Here is a 19,554-nt window from a genome sequence, read left to right as displayed (position 1 = left end):
CGTCCACCGCAAGGAGACCCCCGTGATCCAGCACATCAAGCAAGGCAAGCCCGCCGAGGTGAAGGCCGACATGAACGCCCAGGTGCGCGCCACCGTCGAGGCCATCCTCAAGGACATCGAGACGCGCGGCGACGAAGCCGTGCGCGAGTACAGCGCGAAGTTCGACAAGTGGCAGCCCGCGAGCTTCCGCCTGGGCGCCGAGGAGATCGCCGCCTGCATCGCCGCCGTGCCCGAGAAGGCGCTCGACGACATCCGCTTCGCCCAGGCCCAGATCCGCCGCTTCGCCCAGGTGCAGCGCGACTCGCTCAAGGATGTGGAAGTCGAGACCCTGCCCGGCGTCGTGCTCGGCCATCGCAACATCCCGATGAACTCGGTCGGCTGCTACATCCCCGGCGGCAAGTACCCGCTGATCGCCTCGGCGCACATGAGCGTGCTGACGGCCAAGGTCGCGGGCGTCAAGCGCGTGATCGCCTGCGCGCCGCCGTTCGAGGGCCGGCCCTGCCCCGAGATCGTCGCCGCGATGCATCTGGCCGGCGCCGACGAGATCTACTGCCTCGGCGGCGTGCAGGCGGTCGCGGCGATGGCGATCGGCACCGAGAGCATCGCGCCGGTGGACATGATCGTCGGCCCCGGCAACGCCTTCGTGGCCGAGGCCAAGCGCCAGCTGTTCGGCCGCGTCGGCATCGACCTGTTCGCGGGCCCGACCGAGACGATGGTGATCTGCGACGACTCGGTCGATGCCGAGCTTGTCGCGGTCGACCTGCTCGGCCAGGCCGAGCACGGCCCGACCTCGCCGGCCTACTGCATCACGACCAGCAAGACCATCGCCGCCGAGCTGCCGGCCGCGATCGACAAGGTGCTCGCGCGCCTCGACACCGCGCCGGTGGCCAGCGTCTCGTGGTGCGACTACGGCGAGATCATCCTGTGCGACAGCGACGAGGAAGCGCTGCAGGAAGCCGAGCGCCTGTGCTCCGAGCATGTGCAGGTCATGACGAAGGACCCCGACTGGTACCTCCAGCGCATGACGCGCTACGGCGCGCTCTTCCTCGGCCACCGCACCAACGTGAGCTACGGCGACAAGGTGATCGGCACCAACCACACGCTCCCCACGCAGGGCGCCGGCCGCTACACGGGCGGGCTGTGGGTCGGCAAGTTCATCAAGACCCACACCTACCAGCGCGTGCTGACCGACGAAGCCAGCGTGATGGTCGGCGAATACTGCTCGCGCCTGTGCGGCTACGAACACATGAGCGGCCACAAGGAGCAGGCCGACATCCGCGTGCGCCGCCTCAAGCCCGAAGGGACGCCGGCGTGAGCGCGCTCGCGGGCAAGGTCGCGGTCGTGACCGGCGGCGCGGGCGGCATCGGCGCGGCGATCTGCGCCGGGCTGGCGGCCGCCGGCGCGTCGGTCGGCGTCGGCTACAACCGCTCGCAGGGGCCGGCGGCGGAACTCGTCGCGGGTCTCGCGCGCGGCGCGGGCCAGTCGCACGCGGCGCTGCGCGCGCCGGTCACCGACAGCGCGGCGCTCGCGGCGCTGGCCGGCGCCGTGGACGCGCGCTGGGGCCGCTGCGACATCGTCGTGAACTGCGCCGGCACGACGCGCTTCGTGCCGCATGCCGACCTGGCCGGGCTCGACGACGCGCTGTTCGACGAGATCCTCGCGACCAATGTCCGCGGGCCCTTCGCGGTGCTGCGCGCGCTGCATCCGCTGCTCGCGCGCACGGCGGCCACGGCGGGCGCGCCCGGCCTGGTCGTCAACATCTCATCGATCGCGGCGGTCACGGCCATGGGCAGCAATGTCGCCTACTGCGCGTCGAAGGCGGCGGTCGACAACATGACGAAGTCGCTCGCCCGCGCGCTCGCGCCGGCGGTGCGCGTGCTGTCGGTGTCGCCCGGCCTGGCCGACACCGAGTTCGTCAAGAGCCTTGACCCGGCCTGGCGCGACGAGCAGGCCGCGCGCACGCCGCTGCAAAGGCTTGCACTGCCCGAGGAAGTGGCCGGCGCGGTGATCGCCGCCGCCACGCATCTGACATTCACGACCGGGGCGGTGATCCCGGTCGACGGCGGCCGGCCGCTGGCCTGAGCCGCAAGGAGGAGACCCCAATGAAACTCGCCACCCTGCGCAACGGCAGCCGCGACGGCCGGCTCGTCGTCGTGTCGCGCGACCTCGCGCGCGCGGTCGATGCCGCCGCGATCGCGCCGACGCTGCAAGCCGCGATCGAGCACTGGGCCACGGCCGAGGCGCCGCTCGCCGCCCTGTACGACGCGCTCAACGCCGGCCGCGCTGCCGACAGCTTCGCGTTCGACGCGGCGCAGGCGATGTCGCCGCTGCCGCGCGCCCACCAGTTCATCGACGCCTCGGCCTTCCTCAACCACGGCAACATCATGGAAGAGGCCTACCACCTCACCGTGAAGAAGACCGAGGGCATTCCGGTGCTGATCCAGCGCCAGGCCGACGACTTCGCCGGCCCGCGCGACGACTACCCGTTTCCCGACGAGGCCGACAACGCCGACTTCGAGGGCGAGTTCGCCGTCATCACCGACGACATCCCGATGGGCGCGTCGGCCGCCGAGGCGCAGGCGCGCATCCGGCTCGTGATGATCATGAACGACGTCAGCATGCGGACCCACCTGTTCCGCGAACTGCAGATGGGCTTCGGCTTCATCCTCGCGAAGCCGGCGACGGTGTTCGGCCCGGTCGCCGTCACGCCCGACGAACTCGGCGAGGCCTGGGCCGACGGCCGCGTGCATCTCGACCTGACGGTGCGCCGCAACGGCGAGCTGTTCGGCCATCCCAACGGGCGCGAGATGGACTGGAGCTTCGGCCAGATGCTGGCCCACATCGCCTACAACCGGAACCTGCGCGCCGGCTTCATCCTCGGCAGCGGCACGGTCTCGAACCGCGCCCACCGCCGCGTCGGCTCGGCCTGCCTCGCGGAACGCCGGGCAGTCGAGAAGATCGACACCGGAGAATCGGTCACGCCCTTCCTGCACCACGGCGAACGCCTGAGCTTCGAGGCCTTCGGCGCCGACGGACAGTCGGTGTTCGGTGCCATCGACCACCGCTTCGTGCCCTGCAACACCCAACGCTGAATCCCCCACGATCATGAGCAACTACGACATCGTCGCGATGGGCGCCGGCCACAACGGGCTGGTCGCCGCGGCCTATCTCGCGAAGGCCGGCAAGAAGGTGCTGGTGCTGGAACGCAAGGCCTGGCCGGGCGGCGGCGTCTCGACGCGCGAGCTGAACACGCCCGGGTACTGGCATGACGAGCACAGCAGCGTGCACATCATGATCCAGGGCAATCCGATGCTGCGGCAGGACGAGCTGGGCCTGCTCTCGCAGCACGGGCTCAGGTACCACTACTCGCCGGTGCCGCACGCGACGATCTTTCCGGACCAGACCGCGCTGTTCACCTACAAGGACATCGACAAGACCTGCGAGTGCTTCGCGAAGGTGAGCCAGAAGGACGCCGACACCTACCGCGAGTTCGTCAAGCTGAGCCAGGGCATCCTCCGGATGTTCATGCCGGGCCTCTACACGCCGCCACCGCCGCTCGGCGAGCTGGTGGCGATGCTCGACCGCTCCGACGAGGGCCGGCTCATGCTCGACTACATGAACCGCGACTGCCTCGACCTCGTGAACCAGCTCTACGAGAGCGACCGCATCAAGATCCACCTGCTGCGTCTCGTGAGCGAGAACCTCCAGGCGCCGAACGAACTCGGCACCGGCATGGGGGTGCTGCTGATGCCCGGCATCATCCACACCTACGGCGTGAGCCAGCCGGTCGGCGGCAGCGGCAAGCTCACCGAGTCGCTCGTGCGCTGCATCGAGAGCCATGGCGGCGAGGTGCGCTGCAATGCCGAGGTGACGCAGATCCTCGTGCGCGACGGCCGCGCGAGCGGCGTGCTGCTCGCCGACGGCGAGCGCATCGAGGCGCGCGACGCGGTGATCGGCGCGCTGCATCCGCACGTGATCCGCCGCTTCGTCGAGGGCGTGCCCGAGCCGGTGCTCAGGCGCGCCGAGCGCGCGACGCTCGCGCCGTTCTCGATCATGGTCAGCCACTACGACCTGAAGGAGAACTGCAGGTACCACGCGGGCGAGGAGGTCGGCTACGCGACGATGCTGGAGTTCATGGCGACCGACAGTCTCGACGAGATGCTGGCCGACTTCGACGACCTCAAGCGCGGCCTCATCACCGAGCGCCGCCTGTGCGCGGGCGGCGACGAGAGCATCGGCGACAAGACCCGCGTGCCGGCCGGCAAGGGCATGTTCCACGGCATCACCTTCGCACCGTACAAGGTGACCGACCCGCGCTGGAACGGCCGCCACTGGGACGAGTTCAAGGAGGAGATCGGCGACCTGTCGCTGGCCCACTACCGCCAGTTCGTCTCCAACCTCACGAGCGACAACATCGTCGCGCGCAGCATCGTCAGCCCGGTCGACCTGGAGCGCTCCAGCCCCAACAGCATGATGCGCGGCGACCTGCACGGCGTGGCGCCCTACTTCTACCAGAGCGCCGGCCACCGCCCGACGCCCGACCTCGGCCAGTTCACCGTGCCGGGCGTCGACCGGCTCTACCTCGCCGGCCCCTTCCAGCATCCGGGTGGCGGCGTGTACGGCGCCGGCCGCGCGACCGCCATCAGGATGTTCGAGGAGCTCGGCATGGACTTCGGCAGCGTCGCCGCCGGCGCGCGCCAGGATCTCGGCAATCCGGGCACGACGGCCGCCGTGCGCAAGGACGGCATGGTGCTGCGCGGCGCCGCCGACGAGGAGCTGATGCATGTCGAGGCGATCGACCGCGTCGGCAACGAACTGGTCATCAAGGGCAAGAGCTTCGGGACCATGCCGATGGAGGCACGGCTCGACGCCAGCTCGGCGCGCGCCGGCCTGAAGCTGCTCGGCCTCGGCAAGCTCGCCTTCCTCGCCACGCTGCCGCTGCGCAAGGGCTGACGCCCGCCCGGCTCCCTCCACCTTCCCGCCCCCTGCCCCGCAAGATGGCCGCCTAACGGCCAGGGGGGCGGCTTGCCTGATGAAAGGGCTTGCAATGTCCCATGTGATCGTCACCGGCGCCGAGGGCTTCGTCGGCCGCGCGCTCGTCGCCCGCCTGCTGGCCGACGGGCTCGGCGGCCGGCGCGTCGGAAAGCTGACGCTGCTCGACATCGGCTTCGCCGCGTCGGCCGAAGATGCGCGCGTGATGCAGCTTCCGGGCAGCATCGCCGACCCGGCGCTGCGCCGCGCGGCCTATGGCGAGCGCGTCGATGCCGTCTTCCACCTCGCGAGCATCCCCGGCGGCGCGGCCGAGAAGAACTACGAGCTGGGCCGCGCGATCAACCTCGACGCGACGCTCGGCCTGCTCGAAGACCTGCGCGGCGTGCGCGCCGGCGGCGGCGGCGCGCCGCGCTTCGTCTTCGCCAGCACCATCGCCGTGTACGGCGAGCATCTGCCGCCCAAGGTGGACGAAACCACGCTGCCCGACCCCGGCCTGAGCTACGGCGCGCACAAGCTCGCGGGCGAATACCTGGTGGCCGACGCAAGCCGCAAGGGCTGGATCGAGGGCTGCTCGCTGCGCCTGCCCGGCGTGGTGGCGCGGCCCGGCGAAGGCACGGGAATGCTCTCGGCCTTCATGAGCCTGCTGTTCTGGCGCCTCGCGGCCGGCGAGCCGCTGACCGTGCCGGTCTCGCCCGAGGGCGTGGCCTGGTGGATCTCGGTCGGCCGCTGCGTCGACAACCTGCTGCACGCCGCCTGCGTCGATCCGGCCGCGCTCGATGCGCGCCGCAGCTACCAGATGCCGGTGCGCCGCCACAGCGTGGCCGAGCTGGTCGAGACGCTCACCGCGCGCTTCGGCGCCGACCGGCGCGACCTCGTCACCTACGCGCCCGACCCCTTCATCGAGCGGCTGTTCGCGCGCTATCCGCCGCTGCGCACGCCGCGCGCCGAGGCGCTCGGCTTTGGCGCCGACGCCTCGATCGACGAACTCATCACGCGCGCGATGCGGCCCTGACGCGCGCCCGTCACATCAGGAGACAGACCATGAACATCCTCGGCCTCGAATTCCTCGTCTTCGGCGTGGACGACCTCGAAGCATCGCGCCAGTACCTGCTCGACTACGGCCTCGACGAGCAGGACTGGGATCCGGCGCGCGGCGGCACGTTCGTCGCGCTCGACGGCACCGGCATCGTCGTGCGGCCCGGCGACGATCCGGCGCTGCCGCCGCTGCCGCCCGGCGCGCATTCGCCGTCCTTGCGCGAGACGCTCTACGGCGTCGCCGACCCGGCCACGCTCGACGCGATCGGCGCCAGGCTGCGCGCCGACCGCGAGGTGGTGCACGACGCCGACGGCACGCTGCACTGCATCGACGACGGCGGCTTCGCGATCGCCTTCCGCGTCACGCGCCGCAGGCCCTACGACGCGCGCCGGCTCGGCTTCAACGTGCCGGGCCAGCCGCCGGGCCGCGCGCCCAACGACTGCGCCGCGAATCCGGACGAAGTCATCAAGCCGCGCACGCTGTCGCATGTCGTGTACTTCGTGCCCGACGTGGCGAAGGCCGAAGCCTTCTACGCAAGGCTCGGCTTCGTGGTGACCGACCGCTTCAACAAGCTCGGTCCGTTCATGCGCCCCGGCGGCACGAACGACCACCACACGCTGTTCATGATCCAGAGCTTCAACGACCACATGGTCGGCTGCAACCACTTCACGTTCCACCTCGGCTCGGCCGGCGAGGTGCTCCAGCATGGCTGGGAGTTCGTGCGCAAGGGCTACAGGAGCTTCTGGGGGCCGGGCCGCCACATCCTCGGCTCGAACTACTTCTGGTACTTCAACAGCCCCTTCGGCGCGGTGATGGAGATCGACGCCGACATGGACCTGCACGACGACGCCTGGCTGCCGCGCAGCGCCGACCCCGGCTCGGACAACTCGCAGATCTTCCTGTTTCACGCCGTGCCCAAGTGGGCGCCGGGCGAGTGACCGCCACACCGGCCATGACCGCCCCGCCCGACCGCGCCCCGGCGCCGGCCGCGCCCGCAAGCGCTTGCAGCGCCGCCGAGCAGCGCCTGTGCCGCCTCGCCGACCTGCCCGACGGCGGCGCGCGCGGCCTGCTGCGCGACGGCGACCACGACCGCGTCTGCGCCGTGCGCCAGGGCGACGAGGTGTTCGTCTGGCTCAACGACTGCCCGCACCAGCACCTGCCGATGGAGTACCGCCGCGACCGCTTCCTGTCGGCCGACGGCAGCCACCTCGTCTGCTACGCGCATTCGGCCCACTTCGACCTGCGCACCGGCCTGTGCTTCGCCGGCCCCTGCCTGGGCGAGCGCCTCGTGCGCGTGCCGGCCCGCGTCGTCGACGGCGAGGTGCGCGTGCCGGCCGTCCTTCCCTCCCCCTTCGACCAGGACTGACCCATGTTCCAGTACTTCCCGACCAACTACGTCTGGAGCCTCTCGACGATGATCGCGCTGACCCATGGCGGGAACATCGGCGAGATCGACGCGATGTGCGGCCCGATCCGCGAGGCCGCGACGGCCGGCGACGATCCCGGCACCGTCGCGTTCTACGAGGCGTGGAAGGGCGGCGGCGACCGCCTCGTCGCCCTCGCCGAGGCCGACCTCGCGCGCGGCCACAAGCTGTCGGCGGGCGAGAAGCTCGGCCGCGCCGCGCTCTACCACGGCATCGCCGAGCGCATGCAGGCCCACGGTTTCGAGCATCGACTGGCGATGTACCGCCGCTCGCTCGACCTGTTCGAGCGCAGCCGCCAGCTCACGCGCGAGAACTGCGTGCGCGTCGAGATTCCGTATGGCGATGCCCACCTCGCCGGCCTGTATGTGAAGGCCGAGGGTCTCGCGCCCGGCACGCGCGCCCCGATCGTCGTGATCATGAACGGCCTCGACTCCACCAAGGAGATGCTCCAGAAGAGCGTGATGGGCACGATGTTCGCGCGGCGCGGCCTGTCGGCGCTGTTCATCGACCAGCCCGGCACCGGCGAGGCGCTGCGCCTGCACGGCATGCCCGCCGTGCCCGAGACCGAGGTCTGGGCCGGCCCGGTGGTCGACTGGCTGCAAGCGCATGCGGAGGTGGACCCGGCGCGCATCGGCGCGCTCGGCGTGTCGCTCGGCGGCTACTACTGCCCGCGCGCGGTCGCCTTCGAGCCGCGCTTCGCCTGCGGCGCCGTCTGGGGCGCGAACCACGACTGGCGCGAGGTGCAGCAGGCGCGCCTGCGCCGCGAGGGCGAGAACCCCGTACCGCACTACTGGAAGCACGTGATGTGGGTGTTCGGCGCCGAGACGATGGACGACTTCCTCGCCAAGGCCGAACGCATGCATCTCGACGGCGTGCTCGACCGCGTCCGCGTGCCCTTCCTCGTCACCCACGGCGAGAACGACCGCCAGATTCCGCTGCGCTACGCGCATCGCACGTTCGAGCAGCTCGTCAACTGCCCGAAGCGCGACCTCATCGTCTTCGACGAGCAGACCGGCGGCGTCGAGCACAGCTCGCTCGACAACCCGAACAACGCCGGCAACCTCATCGCCGACTGGCTGGCCGAGCAGCTCGGCGGCCGCGTCGCCTGAAGCGCGCGGCTTCTCACCCGGAATTCCCCTTTGAGGAGACCGTCATGGGACTGGTCAGCAAGGTTCTCGTCGTCGGCGGTGGCGTCGGCGGCATGTGCGTGGCGATCCAATGCGCCAAGCAGGGCATCGCGGTGGATCTGGTGGAGCAGAACCCGCACTGGGCGCCCGATGGCGCGGGCATCACGATCAGCGGACCGTCGCTGCGCGCGCTGCGCGAGGTGGGCGTGGTGGACGAGGTGCTGCGCCTCGGCGGCCACTGGCGCGAGATCGACATCTGCGACGCCGATGGCCGCGTGGCGCGCACGGTGCCCGTGATTCCGGCGGTCGGCGCCGACGACCTGCCCCCGGCGGGCGGCATCCTGCGCCCGGTGCTGGCGGACATCCTCGGCCAGGCCACGCTGCGCGCCGGCGCGACCGTGAGGCTCGGCATGACCTTCACGTCGATGGAGCAGGATGCCGACGGCGTGGACGTGAGCTTCACCGACGGCAGCCGCGGCCGCTACGACCTCGTGATCGGCGCGGACGGCGTGAACTCGAAGGTGCGCGCCCATGTGAAGCCCGACTTTGCCGGCCCGAAGTTCAGCGGCCAGGGCTCGTGGCGCGCGGTGGTGCCGAGGCTGCACGAGAACTCGGTGATCTGCATGGGCCGCACGACCAAGGCCGGCATGAACCCGATCAGCGCGACCGAGTGCTACCTGTTCGTGCTCGACAAGCGCGCGGGCATGGACTTCATCGACCCGACCGACTGGCCGGCCCAGCTCGCGGGCCTGCTCGACGAATTCGGCGGCGAGCTGGGCGAGCTGCGCGAGCGGATCCGCGCCGGCACGCTGCCCCACCCGCGCGTGCTCTACCGCCCGCTCGCCGGCCACATGATCGCGGGGCCGTGGCACAAGGGCCGCATCGTGCTGCTGGGCGACACGGTGCATGCCACCACGCCGCATCTGGCCTCGGGCGCGGGCATCGCGATCGAGGGCGCGCTCGTGCTGGCCGAGGAACTGGGCCGGCGCCACTCCCTCGAAGGCGCGCTGCTCGCCTACGCCGGCCGGCATTACGACCGCGCGCGGCTGGTGGTGACGGCCTCGGGCCGCATGGGCCAGATCGAGCAGGAAGGCGGCTCGCTGGACGAACACACGCGCGTGATGCTGCACGCCCAGGAGGCGCTGCGCGCGCCGCTCTGACCATCAAGGAATCCGACATGACCCAGGCAAACCACCACGACCGCGTCGCGGTCGTCACCGGCGCGGCCGGCGGACTCGGCCAGGCCTTCGCGCTGCGGCTTGCCGCCGCCGGCTACCGCCTCGTGCTGACCGATCGCGCCTCCTGCGAGCCGCTCGCGGCACGCATCCGCGACGACGGCGGCAGCGCGAGCGCGCTCGACTGCGACCTCGCCGACGCTGACGACGTGCAAGCCTTTGCAGCTCGGGTGCTCGCCCAGGCCGGCCGCGTCGACCTGCTGCTGAACAACGCGGCCTACATGGAATTCGCCGGCCTCGCCGAACTCACGCCGAAGCTCTGGCGCGAGATCCAGACCGTCAACGTCGAGGCCCCGATGCTGCTGGCCCAGGCCTTCGCGCCGGGCATGGCCGGGCGCGGCTGGGGCCGCATCGTCAACCTCGCGTCGAGCACGGTGTGGGGGCCGCCGCCGCGCATGCTGGCCTACGTGTCGAGCAAGATGGCCGTGATCGGCCTGACGCGCGCGCTCGCCGCCGAGCTGGGGCCGCAAGGCATCACCGTGAACGCGATCTCGCCGGGACTGACGAAGCACGCCGGCAGCGCCGCGAGCCTGCCCGAGCCGGCCTTCGAGGCGGTGCGCGCGCGCCAGTTCGTGCCGCGCACCGAGGTGCCGGGCGACCTCGTCGGCATCCTGGCCTTCCTCGCGGGCGAGGAGTCGGGTTTCATCACCGGGCAGGTGTTCAACGTGGACGGCGGTGGCTTCGGTTTCTGAGGTGGCGGTGCCGGCCGGCGTGGCCGGCATGGCCGGAGCACCCGGCGCGGCGGCAGGCGGCGTGCGGTCGGCCCCGCTTGACGCGGCCGACCGCGCGCTGGCGGCACTCGGCCCCGGCCATGGCCCGGCGGCGCGGCGACGCCACGGCGGCAATCTGCGCGCCCTGCTTGACGCGATGGCCGCGCACGGCCGCGAGCGCGACGATCCGGTCCGTACCGTGCCGGCGCTGCTCGGTGACCGCTGGAGTTCGCTCGTCATGAACCTGCTGGCGGGCGGCATGCTCAGGCATGGCGAGCTGCGCCGGCTCATCGGCGCGGTGTCGAGCGAGGGCCAGATCTCGCAACGCATGCTCACGCTCAAGCTGAGGCTGCTCGAACGCGACGGGCTGGTGGCGCGCGAGGTCACCGTCGACACGCCGCCGCGCGTCGAATACGCGCTCACCGCGCTCGGCGCCGAGGCGCATGCGCATTACCTCGCGCTGCTGCGCTGGACCGAGCAGGCGACGCCGGCGATCCGTGCCGCGCGTGCGGCCTTCGACGAACGCCAAGGCTGAGCCGCGATCGGCTGCCGACGCCATCCAGGACAGCGCGTCTGATCGGGCCCGCCCGCCGTGCGGCGGCCGATCGCACTGGCGCGCCTCACCATGCGCGCGCACCGCCATCCACCCCGAAGTCCGCCGCCGTCACCCACGATGCCTCGTCCGAGCACAGGAAGGTCGCCGCCCAGGCGATGTCCTCGGCCTGGCCGACGCGCTTGATCATCTTCTTGCGCAGCACTTCGTCCACGAGCGTCGGCACCTCGTCCAGATGACGCCGCGTCGCCCCCGTGACGACGAAGCCCGGCGAGATCGTGTTGGCTCGGATGCCATGCGGCCCGCCTTCCATCGCCAGCTGGCGCGTCATCGCGAGCACGCCGCCCTTGCCCGCGCAATGCGCGATCGCGGCCGAGCCGTCGAGCGCCATGTAGGCATTGACCGAGGCGAAGTTGAGGATCGCGCCGCCGCCACGCGCGACGAGGTGGGGCCAGGCCGCGCGGCAGGCGAGGAAGACGAGGTCGAGCTCGCCGCGCAGGGACCGGTGCCAGTCGTCGAGCGACATGCGGTCCACCGGTGCGAACACGCAGAACGCGGCCGCGTTGACGAGGATGTCGATGCCGCCATGGCCCGCGACGGCGGCGGCGATGAGCCGCTCGGCCGCGCCCTCGACCGTGAGGTCGAGCGGCGCGAGACCGTCGAGCGCGAGCCCTTCGTCGCGCGCGGCGGCGACGGTCGCGGCGAGTGCGTCGGCGTCGAGGTCGCAGCCGACGACGCTCGCGCCCTGGCGCGCGAACATCAGCGCGATGCCGCGCCCGATGCCGCTGCCGATGCCGGTGACGACGGCGACCTTGCCGGCAAGGCGTTGCTGATGGCGGGCGCGCGCGGCCGTGGCGGCGAGCTGGTCGGTGGTGGGATCGAGCGCGGGCCGGACGGCCGGCGCGCAGGCGGCGGAAGAAGTCATCGCTGGCGAGAAATGTGGCGCGGCGCGGGCTGCGCCGCCTCGGTGCCCACACTAGGCGGGTGGCGCCGCTGCCGACAGTCGGACCGGCCATGAGCACAGCAATGTGCCTGTGCTGCCGCTGCGTGATCGGGCTCGGCCGGCGCGGATGCGGCCGGCGCCTCGTCCGCACCGACCGTTCCGGCAGGAGAACCTGCCAGGCCGATGACGCGCGCAGCGACCTCGTCGCCACCACCGACGCTCTCGCGCAGCTTTTCGGCGGGCGCGCCCGGGCGCGTGAATTCCAGCACCCGCCCACCTCTTGTTCATCGGAAGGTCTGTTCAGGCCCGGAAGTCGGGCTGGCGATCCCATTGCGCGTCGGCAAAGGCCGGCAGCGCCATGCAGCGCTCGAAGATCGCCATCAGCAGCGGCACATGGCCGAGCCGTGCCTCGAAGCGCCGCGCGTTGAAGATCTGCGGCACGAGGCAGATGTCGGCGAGCGTCGGATGATCGCCCTCGATGAAGGCGCCCTGCGCGCCGCCGAGCCGCACCTGGGCTTCGAGCTGGGCCAGACCCTGCTCGCACCAGTGGCGGTACCAGGCGTTGCGCTGCGGCGTCTCGATGCCCAGCTCGCCGCGCAGGTAGCCGAGCACGCGCAGGTTGTTGAGCGGATGGAGGTCGCAGGCGATGGCGAGCGCCGCCGCCCGCACGCGCGACCGGCCGGCGGCCGAAGCGGGCAGCAACGGCGGCATCGGCCGCGTCTCGTCGAGATACTCGAGGATTGCAAGCGATTGCACGAGCCGCAGGCCGTCGATATCGAGCACCGGCACCAGTTCGGCCGGATTCACGTCGCGGTAGCGTTCGCCGCGCTGCTCGCCCGCGACGAGATCGACGCCCGCGTAGTCGTAGGCAATGCCCTTCAGGTTGAGTCCGATGCGCACCCGGAAGGCCGCCGACGAGCGCGCGGCGCTGTACAGGCGCACGCGCCCGGCCAACGCGGGGCCGGGAGCCGGGCCGGACGCGCCGACCGGATCGCCAGCGCCCGGCAGGTCGCGCACGGGCGTGGCGCTCACGCCGCCACCTCGCGTGCCGGCAGCACGCTGCCCGCGCAATCGCCGAAGCCGATCGCCCGCGCGCCCGCCGCCTCGCAGCGGCCGCGCAGGAGCACGGTGTCGCCGTCGAGCAGGAAGCTGCGCGTCTCACCATTGGGCAGCGTGAGCGGCTGCTTGCCACCGAGGCTCAGTTCGAGCAGCGAGCCGCCCTCGCCGGGGGCCGGACCGCTCTGCGTGCCGCTGCCGAGCAGGTCGCCGGGCTGGAGGTTGCAGCCGCCCACCGTGTGATGCGCGAGCATCTGCGCCATCGTCCACCACGCGTCGCGGAAGTTGCTGCGCGACAGCCGCGCGGGCGCCTCGCCTGCTTCACGCATGCGTGGCGTCTCGATCAGCACCTCGAAGTGCAGGTCGAGCGCGCCGCGGGCACGGTTGCTCTCGCCGTCGAGATAGGGCAGCGGCGCCGGCTCGCCTTCGGGCCGCGCGAAGGGCACGCGGAACGGCGCGAGCGCGTCCATCGTCACGATCCACGGCGAGATCGTCGTGGCGAAGTTCTTCGACAGGAAGGGTCCGAGCGGCTGGTATTCCCAGGCCTGCACATCGCGCGCCGACCAGTCGTTGAGCAGCACGACGCCGAACAGATGATCCTCGGCGTCGGCCAGCGGCACCGGCTCGCCCTGGGCATTCGGCGCGCCGACGAATACGCCGAGTTCCAGCTCGTAATCGAGGCGGCGCGACGGCGCGAGCACCGGCGCCTCGGCCTCGGGCGTCTTCACCTGACCCAGCGGACGGCGGAAGGCGTGGCCACTGACGCCGATCGACGAGCAGCGGCCGTGGTAACCGATCGGCACCCACTTGTAGTTCGGCAGCAGCGGGTTGTCGGGGCGGAACAGCTTGCCGACCGTCGTCGCGTGGTGGATGCCGGTGTAGAAGTCGGTGTAGTCGCCGATGTGGCAGGGCAGCGTGAACTCTGCCTCGGCCTGCGGCAGCAGCGCACCCGCGAGCGCGCCGGCCTGCGGGCTGCCTTCGGCGAGCGCACGCGACAGGGCGCCGCGCAGCAGGCGGCGCGGCAGCGGGCCCGCCGCCATCAGCGCATTGAGGTCGCCGCGCGCGAGCGGACGCAGCACCGCCTGCTCGTCCTCGCTCCAGCCGCCGGCTGCCAGCGCGAGCGCGAGGTCGAGCGCCTGATCGCCGATTGCCACGCCGATGCGCCAGGGCTGCTCGCTGCCAGCGCGGCGCAAGCGCCCGAACGGCAGGTTCTGGATCGGGAAGTCGCTCGCCGGATCGTTGGCCGACGCGACCCAGCTGCGCAGTGCCGGGTCGTGCGTCGCGTCGAGACAGGCACTCATGCCTGATCCTCGGTGCCAGCGAACTCCTCCTCGTGCAGGAAGGCCGCGTGCTTGACGGCGCGACGCGTGCGGCTCCATTCCTCGATCATCTCCGGCGCGACCGCATGCAGCCGGTCGAGCACGCCAGGCCGCGCGACATCGGCCGCGAGTTCGAGCCGGTGGCCGTCGGGGTCGCGGAAGTAGATCGACTTGAAGATGCCGTGATCGGTCGGACCGATCGCGTCGATGCCCTGGGCGGCGAGACGCGCCTTGGTCGCGACGAGGGTGTCGACATCCTTCACCTTGAACGCGATGTGCTGGACCCAGTCGGGCGTGTTCGGATCGCGCCCCATCGCGGGCGAGTTCGGCAGCTCGAAGAACGCGAGCACATTGCCCGCGCCCGCGTCGAGAAAGATGTGCATGTAGGGATCCGGAGCCTTGGTGGACGGCACGCGGTCCTCGGAGATCGCGAGGATCAGGTCCATGCCCAGGGTCTCGCGGTAGAAGTCGACGGTCCGCTTCGCGTCGGTGCAGCGGTAGGCGGCGTGGTGGATGCCTTGCAGCAGGTTCATTCGGTGTCTCCTCGATGCATCTTCAATGGGCGCGGCGGCACGATGGCCGCCGCCCGGGGCGTCAGATCACGCCGCGGCGTTCCTGGTCCTTCTCGATCGATCGGAACAGCGCGCCGAAGTTGCCCTCGCCGAAGCTGAGGTTGTTCTCGCGCTGGATGATCTCGATGAAGATCGGACCGATCAGGTTCCTGGTGAAGATCTGGAGCAGATAGCCTTCCTCGTCGCCATCGACGAGCACGCTGTGGGCACGGATGCGCTCGCGGTCCTCGCGCACCTGGGGCACGCGCTTGTAGACTTCGTCGTAGTAGTCGTCGTCGATGTCGAGCATCTCGATCGGACTGCCCTCGAGCGCGTCCAGCGAGGCGAGGATGTCGCGGGTCGAGAACGCGAGATGCTGGACGCCCGGGCCGTTGTACTCGCGCAGGTACTCGGCGATCTGGTCGCGGTCGTCCTTGGGCTGGTTGATCGGGATGCAGAAGCTGCCGTCGGGCGAACGCAGCGCATAGCTGGTCAGGCCGGTCTTGGCGCCGCGGATGTCGAAGTAGCGCACCTCGGTGAAGCCGAAGATGTCCTTGTAGAAGGCGGCCCAGGCCGCCATCTGGCCGGCCGGCACGTTGTTGGTCAGATGGTCGATCGCGATGAAGCCCTTGTCGGCCTGCACCTGCGGCTGGTCGAGCGGCACGAAGTCCGTCTCCCAGATCGAGCCCTTCGCGCCATGACGCTCGATGAAGTAGATGAGGCTGTCGCCGATGCCGTAGATCGCCGGATACGGCAGGTCGCAGGCAGCCGGGTCGGCGGCGCGCGCGCCGCGCCTGACGGCCTCGGCGAGCGCGGCGGCGGCATTCTCGACGCGCCAGCCCATCGACGCGATCGACGGACCGTGCAGCTTCGCGAAGCCGGCCGAGAAGCCCTGGCGCTCGGCGTTGAGCAGGAAGGCGATGTCGTTCTGCCGGTAGACCGTGATGTCGCGCGTCGGATGGCGGCGCAGCTTCGAGAAGCCGAAGGCCCAGAACAGCGCGTCGAGCTGCTCGGTCGAGCCGGTGAACTCGGTGAATTCGATGCCGCGCAGGCCGATGGGATTGAGGTCGTTCACTCGCGTCTCCTTGATGGACATGCCGCCGGCGGCGGGAATGGACGCGACTCTAGGAACCGTTCTTGTTCAAAAAAAGCACAAAGAATCGAAATTCAATGCCGAAAGAATCGAACGATTCGCGCGCGGCTCAAGCCACCTCATCGGGCCTGCGCGCGCGTTGGCAGAGGTGCTCGACCAGCTCGCGCGCTGTTGCCGACAGCCCCGCGCTCGACCGCATCGCCACGACGAACTGGCGTCGCGCCCAGGCGTCGTCGAGCCGCACCATGCGCAGGCCGAGTGTCTGCACGAAGGGCGCCGCCACCTCGCCCGGCAGCACCGCGATGCCGAGATTGGCCGCGACCGCGCGGCAGGCGGCGTCGAAGGTCGACACGACCACGCGCGGTACGCGCACCCGCCCCTCGGCCGCACACAGACGGCGCAGCATCGCTTCCATGATCGAATCGGGCATCACGCCGATGCTTTCGTAGTCGAGCGTGTCGCGGAACGGCACCGAGCCGCGTCCCGCGAGCGCATGGCCCGGATGCACGACCAGCCAGACGCGGTCGCTGCGGTAGTCCCGCGTCTCCAGCCCCGTCAGATCGATCGCGTTCCAGCACACGCCGAAGTCGGCCGTGCCCTCGCGCACCCCGCGCGCGATCTCGCCGCTCGTCTTCTCCTCGATGTTCACGCGGACCTGCGGATGCATCGCCAGAAAGGCGCTGATGTCGTCGGGCAGACTTTCGGAGATGACCGACAGGCTCACGAGCACGCGCAGGTTCACCTGCACGCCCGTGCCGAATTCGCTCAGTTCGGCATGCATGCGCTCCATGAGCCGCAGCAGCTCGCGCGACTGGCGCAGCAGCGCGTCGCCGGCCGGCGTCGGCACCAGGCGGCCCTTGCCGCGCGCCAGCAGGCTCACGCCGATGTCGCCTTCCAGCGCCGCCAGGCGCTTGCTGATCGCCGACGGCACGATCGCCTCGCGTTCGGCCGCCCGAGCGATGCTGCCCTCCTCGCACACAGCCACGAAAAGCCGCAGCGACACCGGATCGAAGACACGTGCCATACCTGACCTCAAGTCTGGGGTTTACCCAATTGTCGTTCCCAGTCGGAACGAATGTGGTTCCGAAATAGCGTAACCACTCCCGATCGGAACCGACATCATCCGTCGCCATCACAACAGGGCATGCCGGCCATTCACGCGCCGAATGCCCGACCCGATGCGAGGAGCCGAGCGATGTCGTCACCTTCCCCTGCCCGCCGGGCGCACATCCGCGAAGTCGGACTGCGCGACGGGCTCCAGTCACTGCCCGTCGTGCTGCCGACCGCGCACAAGCTCGCGTGGATCGGCGCCGCCTATGACGCCGGCCAGCGCGCGATCGAGGTCGGCTCCTACGTGCCGGCCAGGCTGCTGCCCCAGCTCGCCGACACGGCCGAACTCGTCGCTCATGCCAGGACGCTGCCGGGCCTGACGGTGTCGGTGCTCGTGCCCAATCTCAAGGGCGCCGAGCGCGCGATCGAGACCGGCGCCGACGCGGTCGTGCTGCCGATCTCGGCCAGCCATGCGCACAGCCTGGCCAACGTGCGCCGCACGCCCGACGAGATGGTCGCGCAGCTGCGCGCCATCGTCGCCGCGCGCGACGCGGCCGGCTCGGCGATGCGCATCGAGGCCGGCATCGGCACCGCCTTCGGCTGCACGCTCCAGGGCGCCGTGCCCGAGGCCGAGGTGCTGCGCCTGCTGCGCGCCGCGCTCGATGCGGGCGCCGACAGCGTCTCGCTCGCCGACACCGTCGGCTATGCCGCCCCGGCCGCGGTGCGCCGGCTGTTCGCGGCCGCGCTCGACCTCGCGGGCGAACGCTTCTCGTACGCCCACTTCCACGACACGCGCGGCCTCGGTCTCGCGAACGCGCTTGCCGCGCTCGACGTCGGCGTCACGCGCTTCGATGCCTCGCTCGCCGGTATCGGCGGCTGCCCGCATGCGCCCGGCGCGAGCGGCAACGCGAGCACCGAAGACCTCGCCTACATGCTCGCCGCGATGGGCATCGATACCGGCCTCGACCTGCCGGCGCTGCTCGCGCTGCGCGCTCGCATCGCGCACTGGCTCGACGGCCAGCCGCTGCACGGCACGCTCTGGCGCGCCGGCCTGCCGCGCACCTTCGGCGCCGACGCGACCGACGCGGGCAGCACCGACGTCGCGGGCGGCCTGCCATCGGCGGCTCTCGCCACGCCCGCTGCCGTGACCGCGCCATCCGCCGCCGCGTCCCTCCACAGCTGATGCAGGAAGCCACCATGCCCGCCACACCCGCTCCCGCCCGCCGCCTCCCGCTCGACGGCGTCCGCGTCATCGAATTCACCCACATGGTCATGGGCCCGACCTGCGGAATGATCCTGGCCGATCTCGGCGCCGAGGTCATCAAGGTCGAGCCGCCCGGCGGCGACAAGACCCGCAAGCTGCCCGGCCTCGGCATCGGCTTCTTCCGCAGCTTCAATCGCAACAAGAAGAGCATCGTCCTCGACCTCCAGACTCCGGAGGGCCGCGCGACCGCAAAGGAGCTCGTCGCCGGCGCCGACGTGATGATCGAGAACTTCCGCCCCGGCCTCATGGAGAGCCTGGGCCTCGGCGAGCGCGCGCTGTGCGCCGAGTTTCCGCACCTCATCCATGTCGCGCACAAGGGCTTCCTGCCCGGCCCGTACGAGGATCGGCTCGCGCTCGACGAGGTGGTGCAGATGATGGGCGGCCTCGCCTACATGACCGGTCCCGAGGGCCGGCCGCTGCGCGCGGGCACCTCGGTCAACGACATCATGGGCGGAATGTTCGGCGCGATCGGCGTGCTCGCCGCGCTGGTCGAGCGCCAGCGCACCGGGCGTGGCCAGCCGATCCAGTCGGCGCTGTACGAGAACTGCGTCTTCCTCGCCGCCCAGCACATGCAGCAGTTCCTCATGACGGGCCAGCCCGCGCCGCCGATGCCGTCGCGCGTGTCGGCCTGGAGCGTGTACGACGTGTTCACGCTTGCGGGTGGCGAGCAGCTGTTCATCGCCGCGGTGAGCGACCGCCAGTGGGTCACGCTGTGCGAGGTGATCGGTCATCCCGGACTCGCCCACGAGGAGGGCCTGCGCACCAACGCCGAGCGCGTCGCGGTGCGCCCGCAGCTGCTCGCGCGGCTCGGCGCGATCCTCGCCGGCCACGACGCCAGCGAACTCGCCGCGAAGCTCGACGCGGCCCAGTTGCCCTTCGCGCCGATCCGCCGCCCTGACCAGCTCGTGAGCGATCCCCACCTGATCGAGAGCGGCGGCCTCGTGCCGATGGGCACCGAGGACGGCGGCGAGACCCGCGCCGTGCTGCTGCCGCTGCTCATGAACGGTCAGCGCCCCGGCGTGCAGCGCCCGATCCCCGCGATCGGCGAGCACACCGGCGAAGTGCTTGCGGGCCTCGCGGCACGGCGACCCCGCGCCGCCTGACCGGCCGCCCCGCGCCTCCATCCCGATCCTGGTTTCCGGGCTCCCCTCACAAAGGCCGCCACGAGCCTCCGGGCCCGGACCTTCCCCCACCGCCTGTT

At 71.2% G+C, this 19,554-nt stretch carries 19 protein-coding genes; 13 read left to right on the top strand and 6 right to left on the bottom strand.

Annotated elements, in window-relative coordinates; translation table 11 throughout:
• The first annotated feature begins 22 nt into the window (after window positions 1-22).
• From hisD to H566_RS30380, 11 genes are all read left to right on the top strand, one after another.
• A complete protein-coding gene (gene hisD / locus H566_RS0112715; protein ID WP_028311742.1) occupies window positions 23-1,315 on the top strand; it encodes a histidinol dehydrogenase in 1,293 nt (430 codons plus the stop codon).
• Window positions 1,312-2,082: an SDR family NAD(P)-dependent oxidoreductase gene (locus H566_RS0112710; RefSeq protein ID WP_028311741.1), complete on the top strand. Its 771-nt coding sequence runs from the start codon at window positions 1,312-1,314 to the stop codon at window positions 2,080-2,082. Before hisD ends, H566_RS0112710 begins: the two co-directional genes overlap by 4 nt.
• 20 nt (window positions 2,083-2,102) lie before the next feature.
• On the top strand, window positions 2,103-3,092 hold the full coding sequence (locus H566_RS0112705; protein WP_028311740.1) for a fumarylacetoacetate hydrolase family protein: 990 nt from the start codon (window positions 2,103-2,105) through the stop codon (window positions 3,090-3,092).
• 13 nt (window positions 3,093-3,105) lie between these two features.
• Window positions 3,106-4,953: a phytoene desaturase family protein gene (locus tag H566_RS0112700; protein ID WP_028311739.1), complete on the top strand. Its 1,848-nt coding sequence runs from the start codon at window positions 3,106-3,108 to the stop codon at window positions 4,951-4,953.
• Between the two features lie 94 nt (window positions 4,954-5,047).
• On the top strand, window positions 5,048-6,004 hold the full coding sequence (locus H566_RS0112695) for an NAD-dependent epimerase/dehydratase family protein (protein ID WP_028311738.1): 957 nt from the start codon (window positions 5,048-5,050) through the stop codon (window positions 6,002-6,004).
• A gap of 29 nt (window positions 6,005-6,033) precedes the next feature.
• Window positions 6,034-6,966 carry a VOC family protein gene (locus H566_RS0112690; RefSeq protein WP_028311737.1) on the top strand — a complete coding sequence of 311 codons (933 nt, stop codon included), beginning with the start codon at window positions 6,034-6,036 and terminating at the stop codon, window positions 6,964-6,966.
• Between the two features lie 14 nt (window positions 6,967-6,980).
• The gene (locus tag H566_RS0112685) at window positions 6,981-7,394 is read left to right on the top strand and encodes a Rieske (2Fe-2S) protein (protein ID WP_084545087.1); all 414 of its coding nucleotides are present in this window, start codon (window positions 6,981-6,983) and stop codon (window positions 7,392-7,394) included.
• Between the two features lie 3 nt (window positions 7,395-7,397).
• Window positions 7,398-8,561 (top strand): alpha/beta hydrolase family protein, encoded by a 1,164-nt coding sequence (locus tag H566_RS0112680; RefSeq protein WP_028311735.1) that lies wholly within the window; start codon window positions 7,398-7,400, stop codon window positions 8,559-8,561.
• A 44-nt stretch (window positions 8,562-8,605) separates the two neighbouring features.
• Window positions 8,606-9,739, top strand: a complete 1,134-nt coding sequence (locus H566_RS0112675; protein WP_028311734.1) for an FAD-dependent oxidoreductase — start codon at window positions 8,606-8,608, stop codon at window positions 9,737-9,739.
• A gap of 17 nt (window positions 9,740-9,756) precedes the next feature.
• Window positions 9,757-10,506, top strand: coding sequence for an SDR family NAD(P)-dependent oxidoreductase (locus tag H566_RS0112670; protein WP_028311733.1), 750 nt, complete (start codon window positions 9,757-9,759; stop codon window positions 10,504-10,506).
• Complete coding sequence (locus tag H566_RS30380) at window positions 10,490-11,059, top strand: winged helix-turn-helix transcriptional regulator (protein ID WP_281173127.1); 570 nt, start codon at window positions 10,490-10,492, stop codon at window positions 11,057-11,059. The genes H566_RS0112670 and H566_RS30380 overlap by 17 nt, the downstream gene beginning before the upstream one ends.
• A gap of 85 nt (window positions 11,060-11,144) precedes the next feature.
• On the opposite strand, the gene H566_RS24830 is transcribed toward H566_RS30380, so the two are convergent.
• The 6 genes from H566_RS24830 to H566_RS0112635 all read right to left on the bottom strand — a co-directional run bounded on the left by H566_RS24830 (window position 11,145) and on the right by H566_RS0112635 (window position 17,063).
• Window positions 11,145-12,002 carry an SDR family NAD(P)-dependent oxidoreductase gene (locus H566_RS24830; protein WP_084545048.1) on the bottom strand — a complete coding sequence of 286 codons (858 nt, stop codon included), beginning with the start codon at window positions 12,000-12,002 and terminating at the stop codon, window positions 11,145-11,147.
• A 318-nt stretch (window positions 12,003-12,320) separates the two neighbouring features.
• A complete protein-coding gene (gene maiA / locus H566_RS0112655) occupies window positions 12,321-12,962 on the bottom strand; it encodes a maleylacetoacetate isomerase (RefSeq protein ID WP_028311731.1) in 642 nt (213 codons plus the stop codon).
• Window positions 12,963-13,048: 86 nt separating this feature from the next.
• On the bottom strand, window positions 13,049-14,377 hold the full coding sequence (fahA, locus tag H566_RS0112650) for a fumarylacetoacetase (RefSeq protein WP_028311730.1): 1,329 nt from the start codon (window positions 14,375-14,377) through the stop codon (window positions 13,049-13,051).
• On the bottom strand, window positions 14,374-14,928 hold the full coding sequence (locus tag H566_RS0112645) for a VOC family protein (RefSeq protein WP_028311729.1): 555 nt from the start codon (window positions 14,926-14,928) through the stop codon (window positions 14,374-14,376). Before H566_RS0112645 ends, fahA begins: the two co-directional genes overlap by 4 nt.
• Window positions 14,929-14,989: 61 nt before the next feature.
• The gene (gene hppD / locus H566_RS0112640; RefSeq protein WP_028311728.1) at window positions 14,990-16,021 is read right to left on the bottom strand and encodes a 4-hydroxyphenylpyruvate dioxygenase; all 1,032 of its coding nucleotides are present in this window, start codon (window positions 16,019-16,021) and stop codon (window positions 14,990-14,992) included.
• 127 nt (window positions 16,022-16,148) lie between these two features.
• Window positions 16,149-17,063 (bottom strand): LysR substrate-binding domain-containing protein, encoded by a 915-nt coding sequence (locus tag H566_RS0112635; RefSeq protein ID WP_028311727.1) that lies wholly within the window; start codon window positions 17,061-17,063, stop codon window positions 16,149-16,151.
• Between the two features lie 171 nt (window positions 17,064-17,234).
• Between H566_RS0112635 and H566_RS24825 the strand changes: the two genes are divergently transcribed.
• On the top strand, window positions 17,235-18,272 hold the full coding sequence (locus H566_RS24825; protein WP_084545047.1) for a hydroxymethylglutaryl-CoA lyase: 1,038 nt from the start codon (window positions 17,235-17,237) through the stop codon (window positions 18,270-18,272).
• 14 nt (window positions 18,273-18,286) lie between these two features.
• On the top strand, window positions 18,287-19,456 hold the full coding sequence (locus H566_RS0112625; RefSeq protein ID WP_028311726.1) for a CaiB/BaiF CoA transferase family protein: 1,170 nt from the start codon (window positions 18,287-18,289) through the stop codon (window positions 19,454-19,456).
• The last annotated feature ends 98 nt before the right edge of the window (window positions 19,457-19,554 follow it).

This window comes from Derxia gummosa DSM 723 (assembly GCF_000482785.1).
Classification (GTDB): Bacteria; Pseudomonadota; Gammaproteobacteria; order Burkholderiales; family Burkholderiaceae_E; genus Derxia; species Derxia gummosa.
This window is presented reverse-complemented; position numbering and strand designations above follow the sequence as displayed.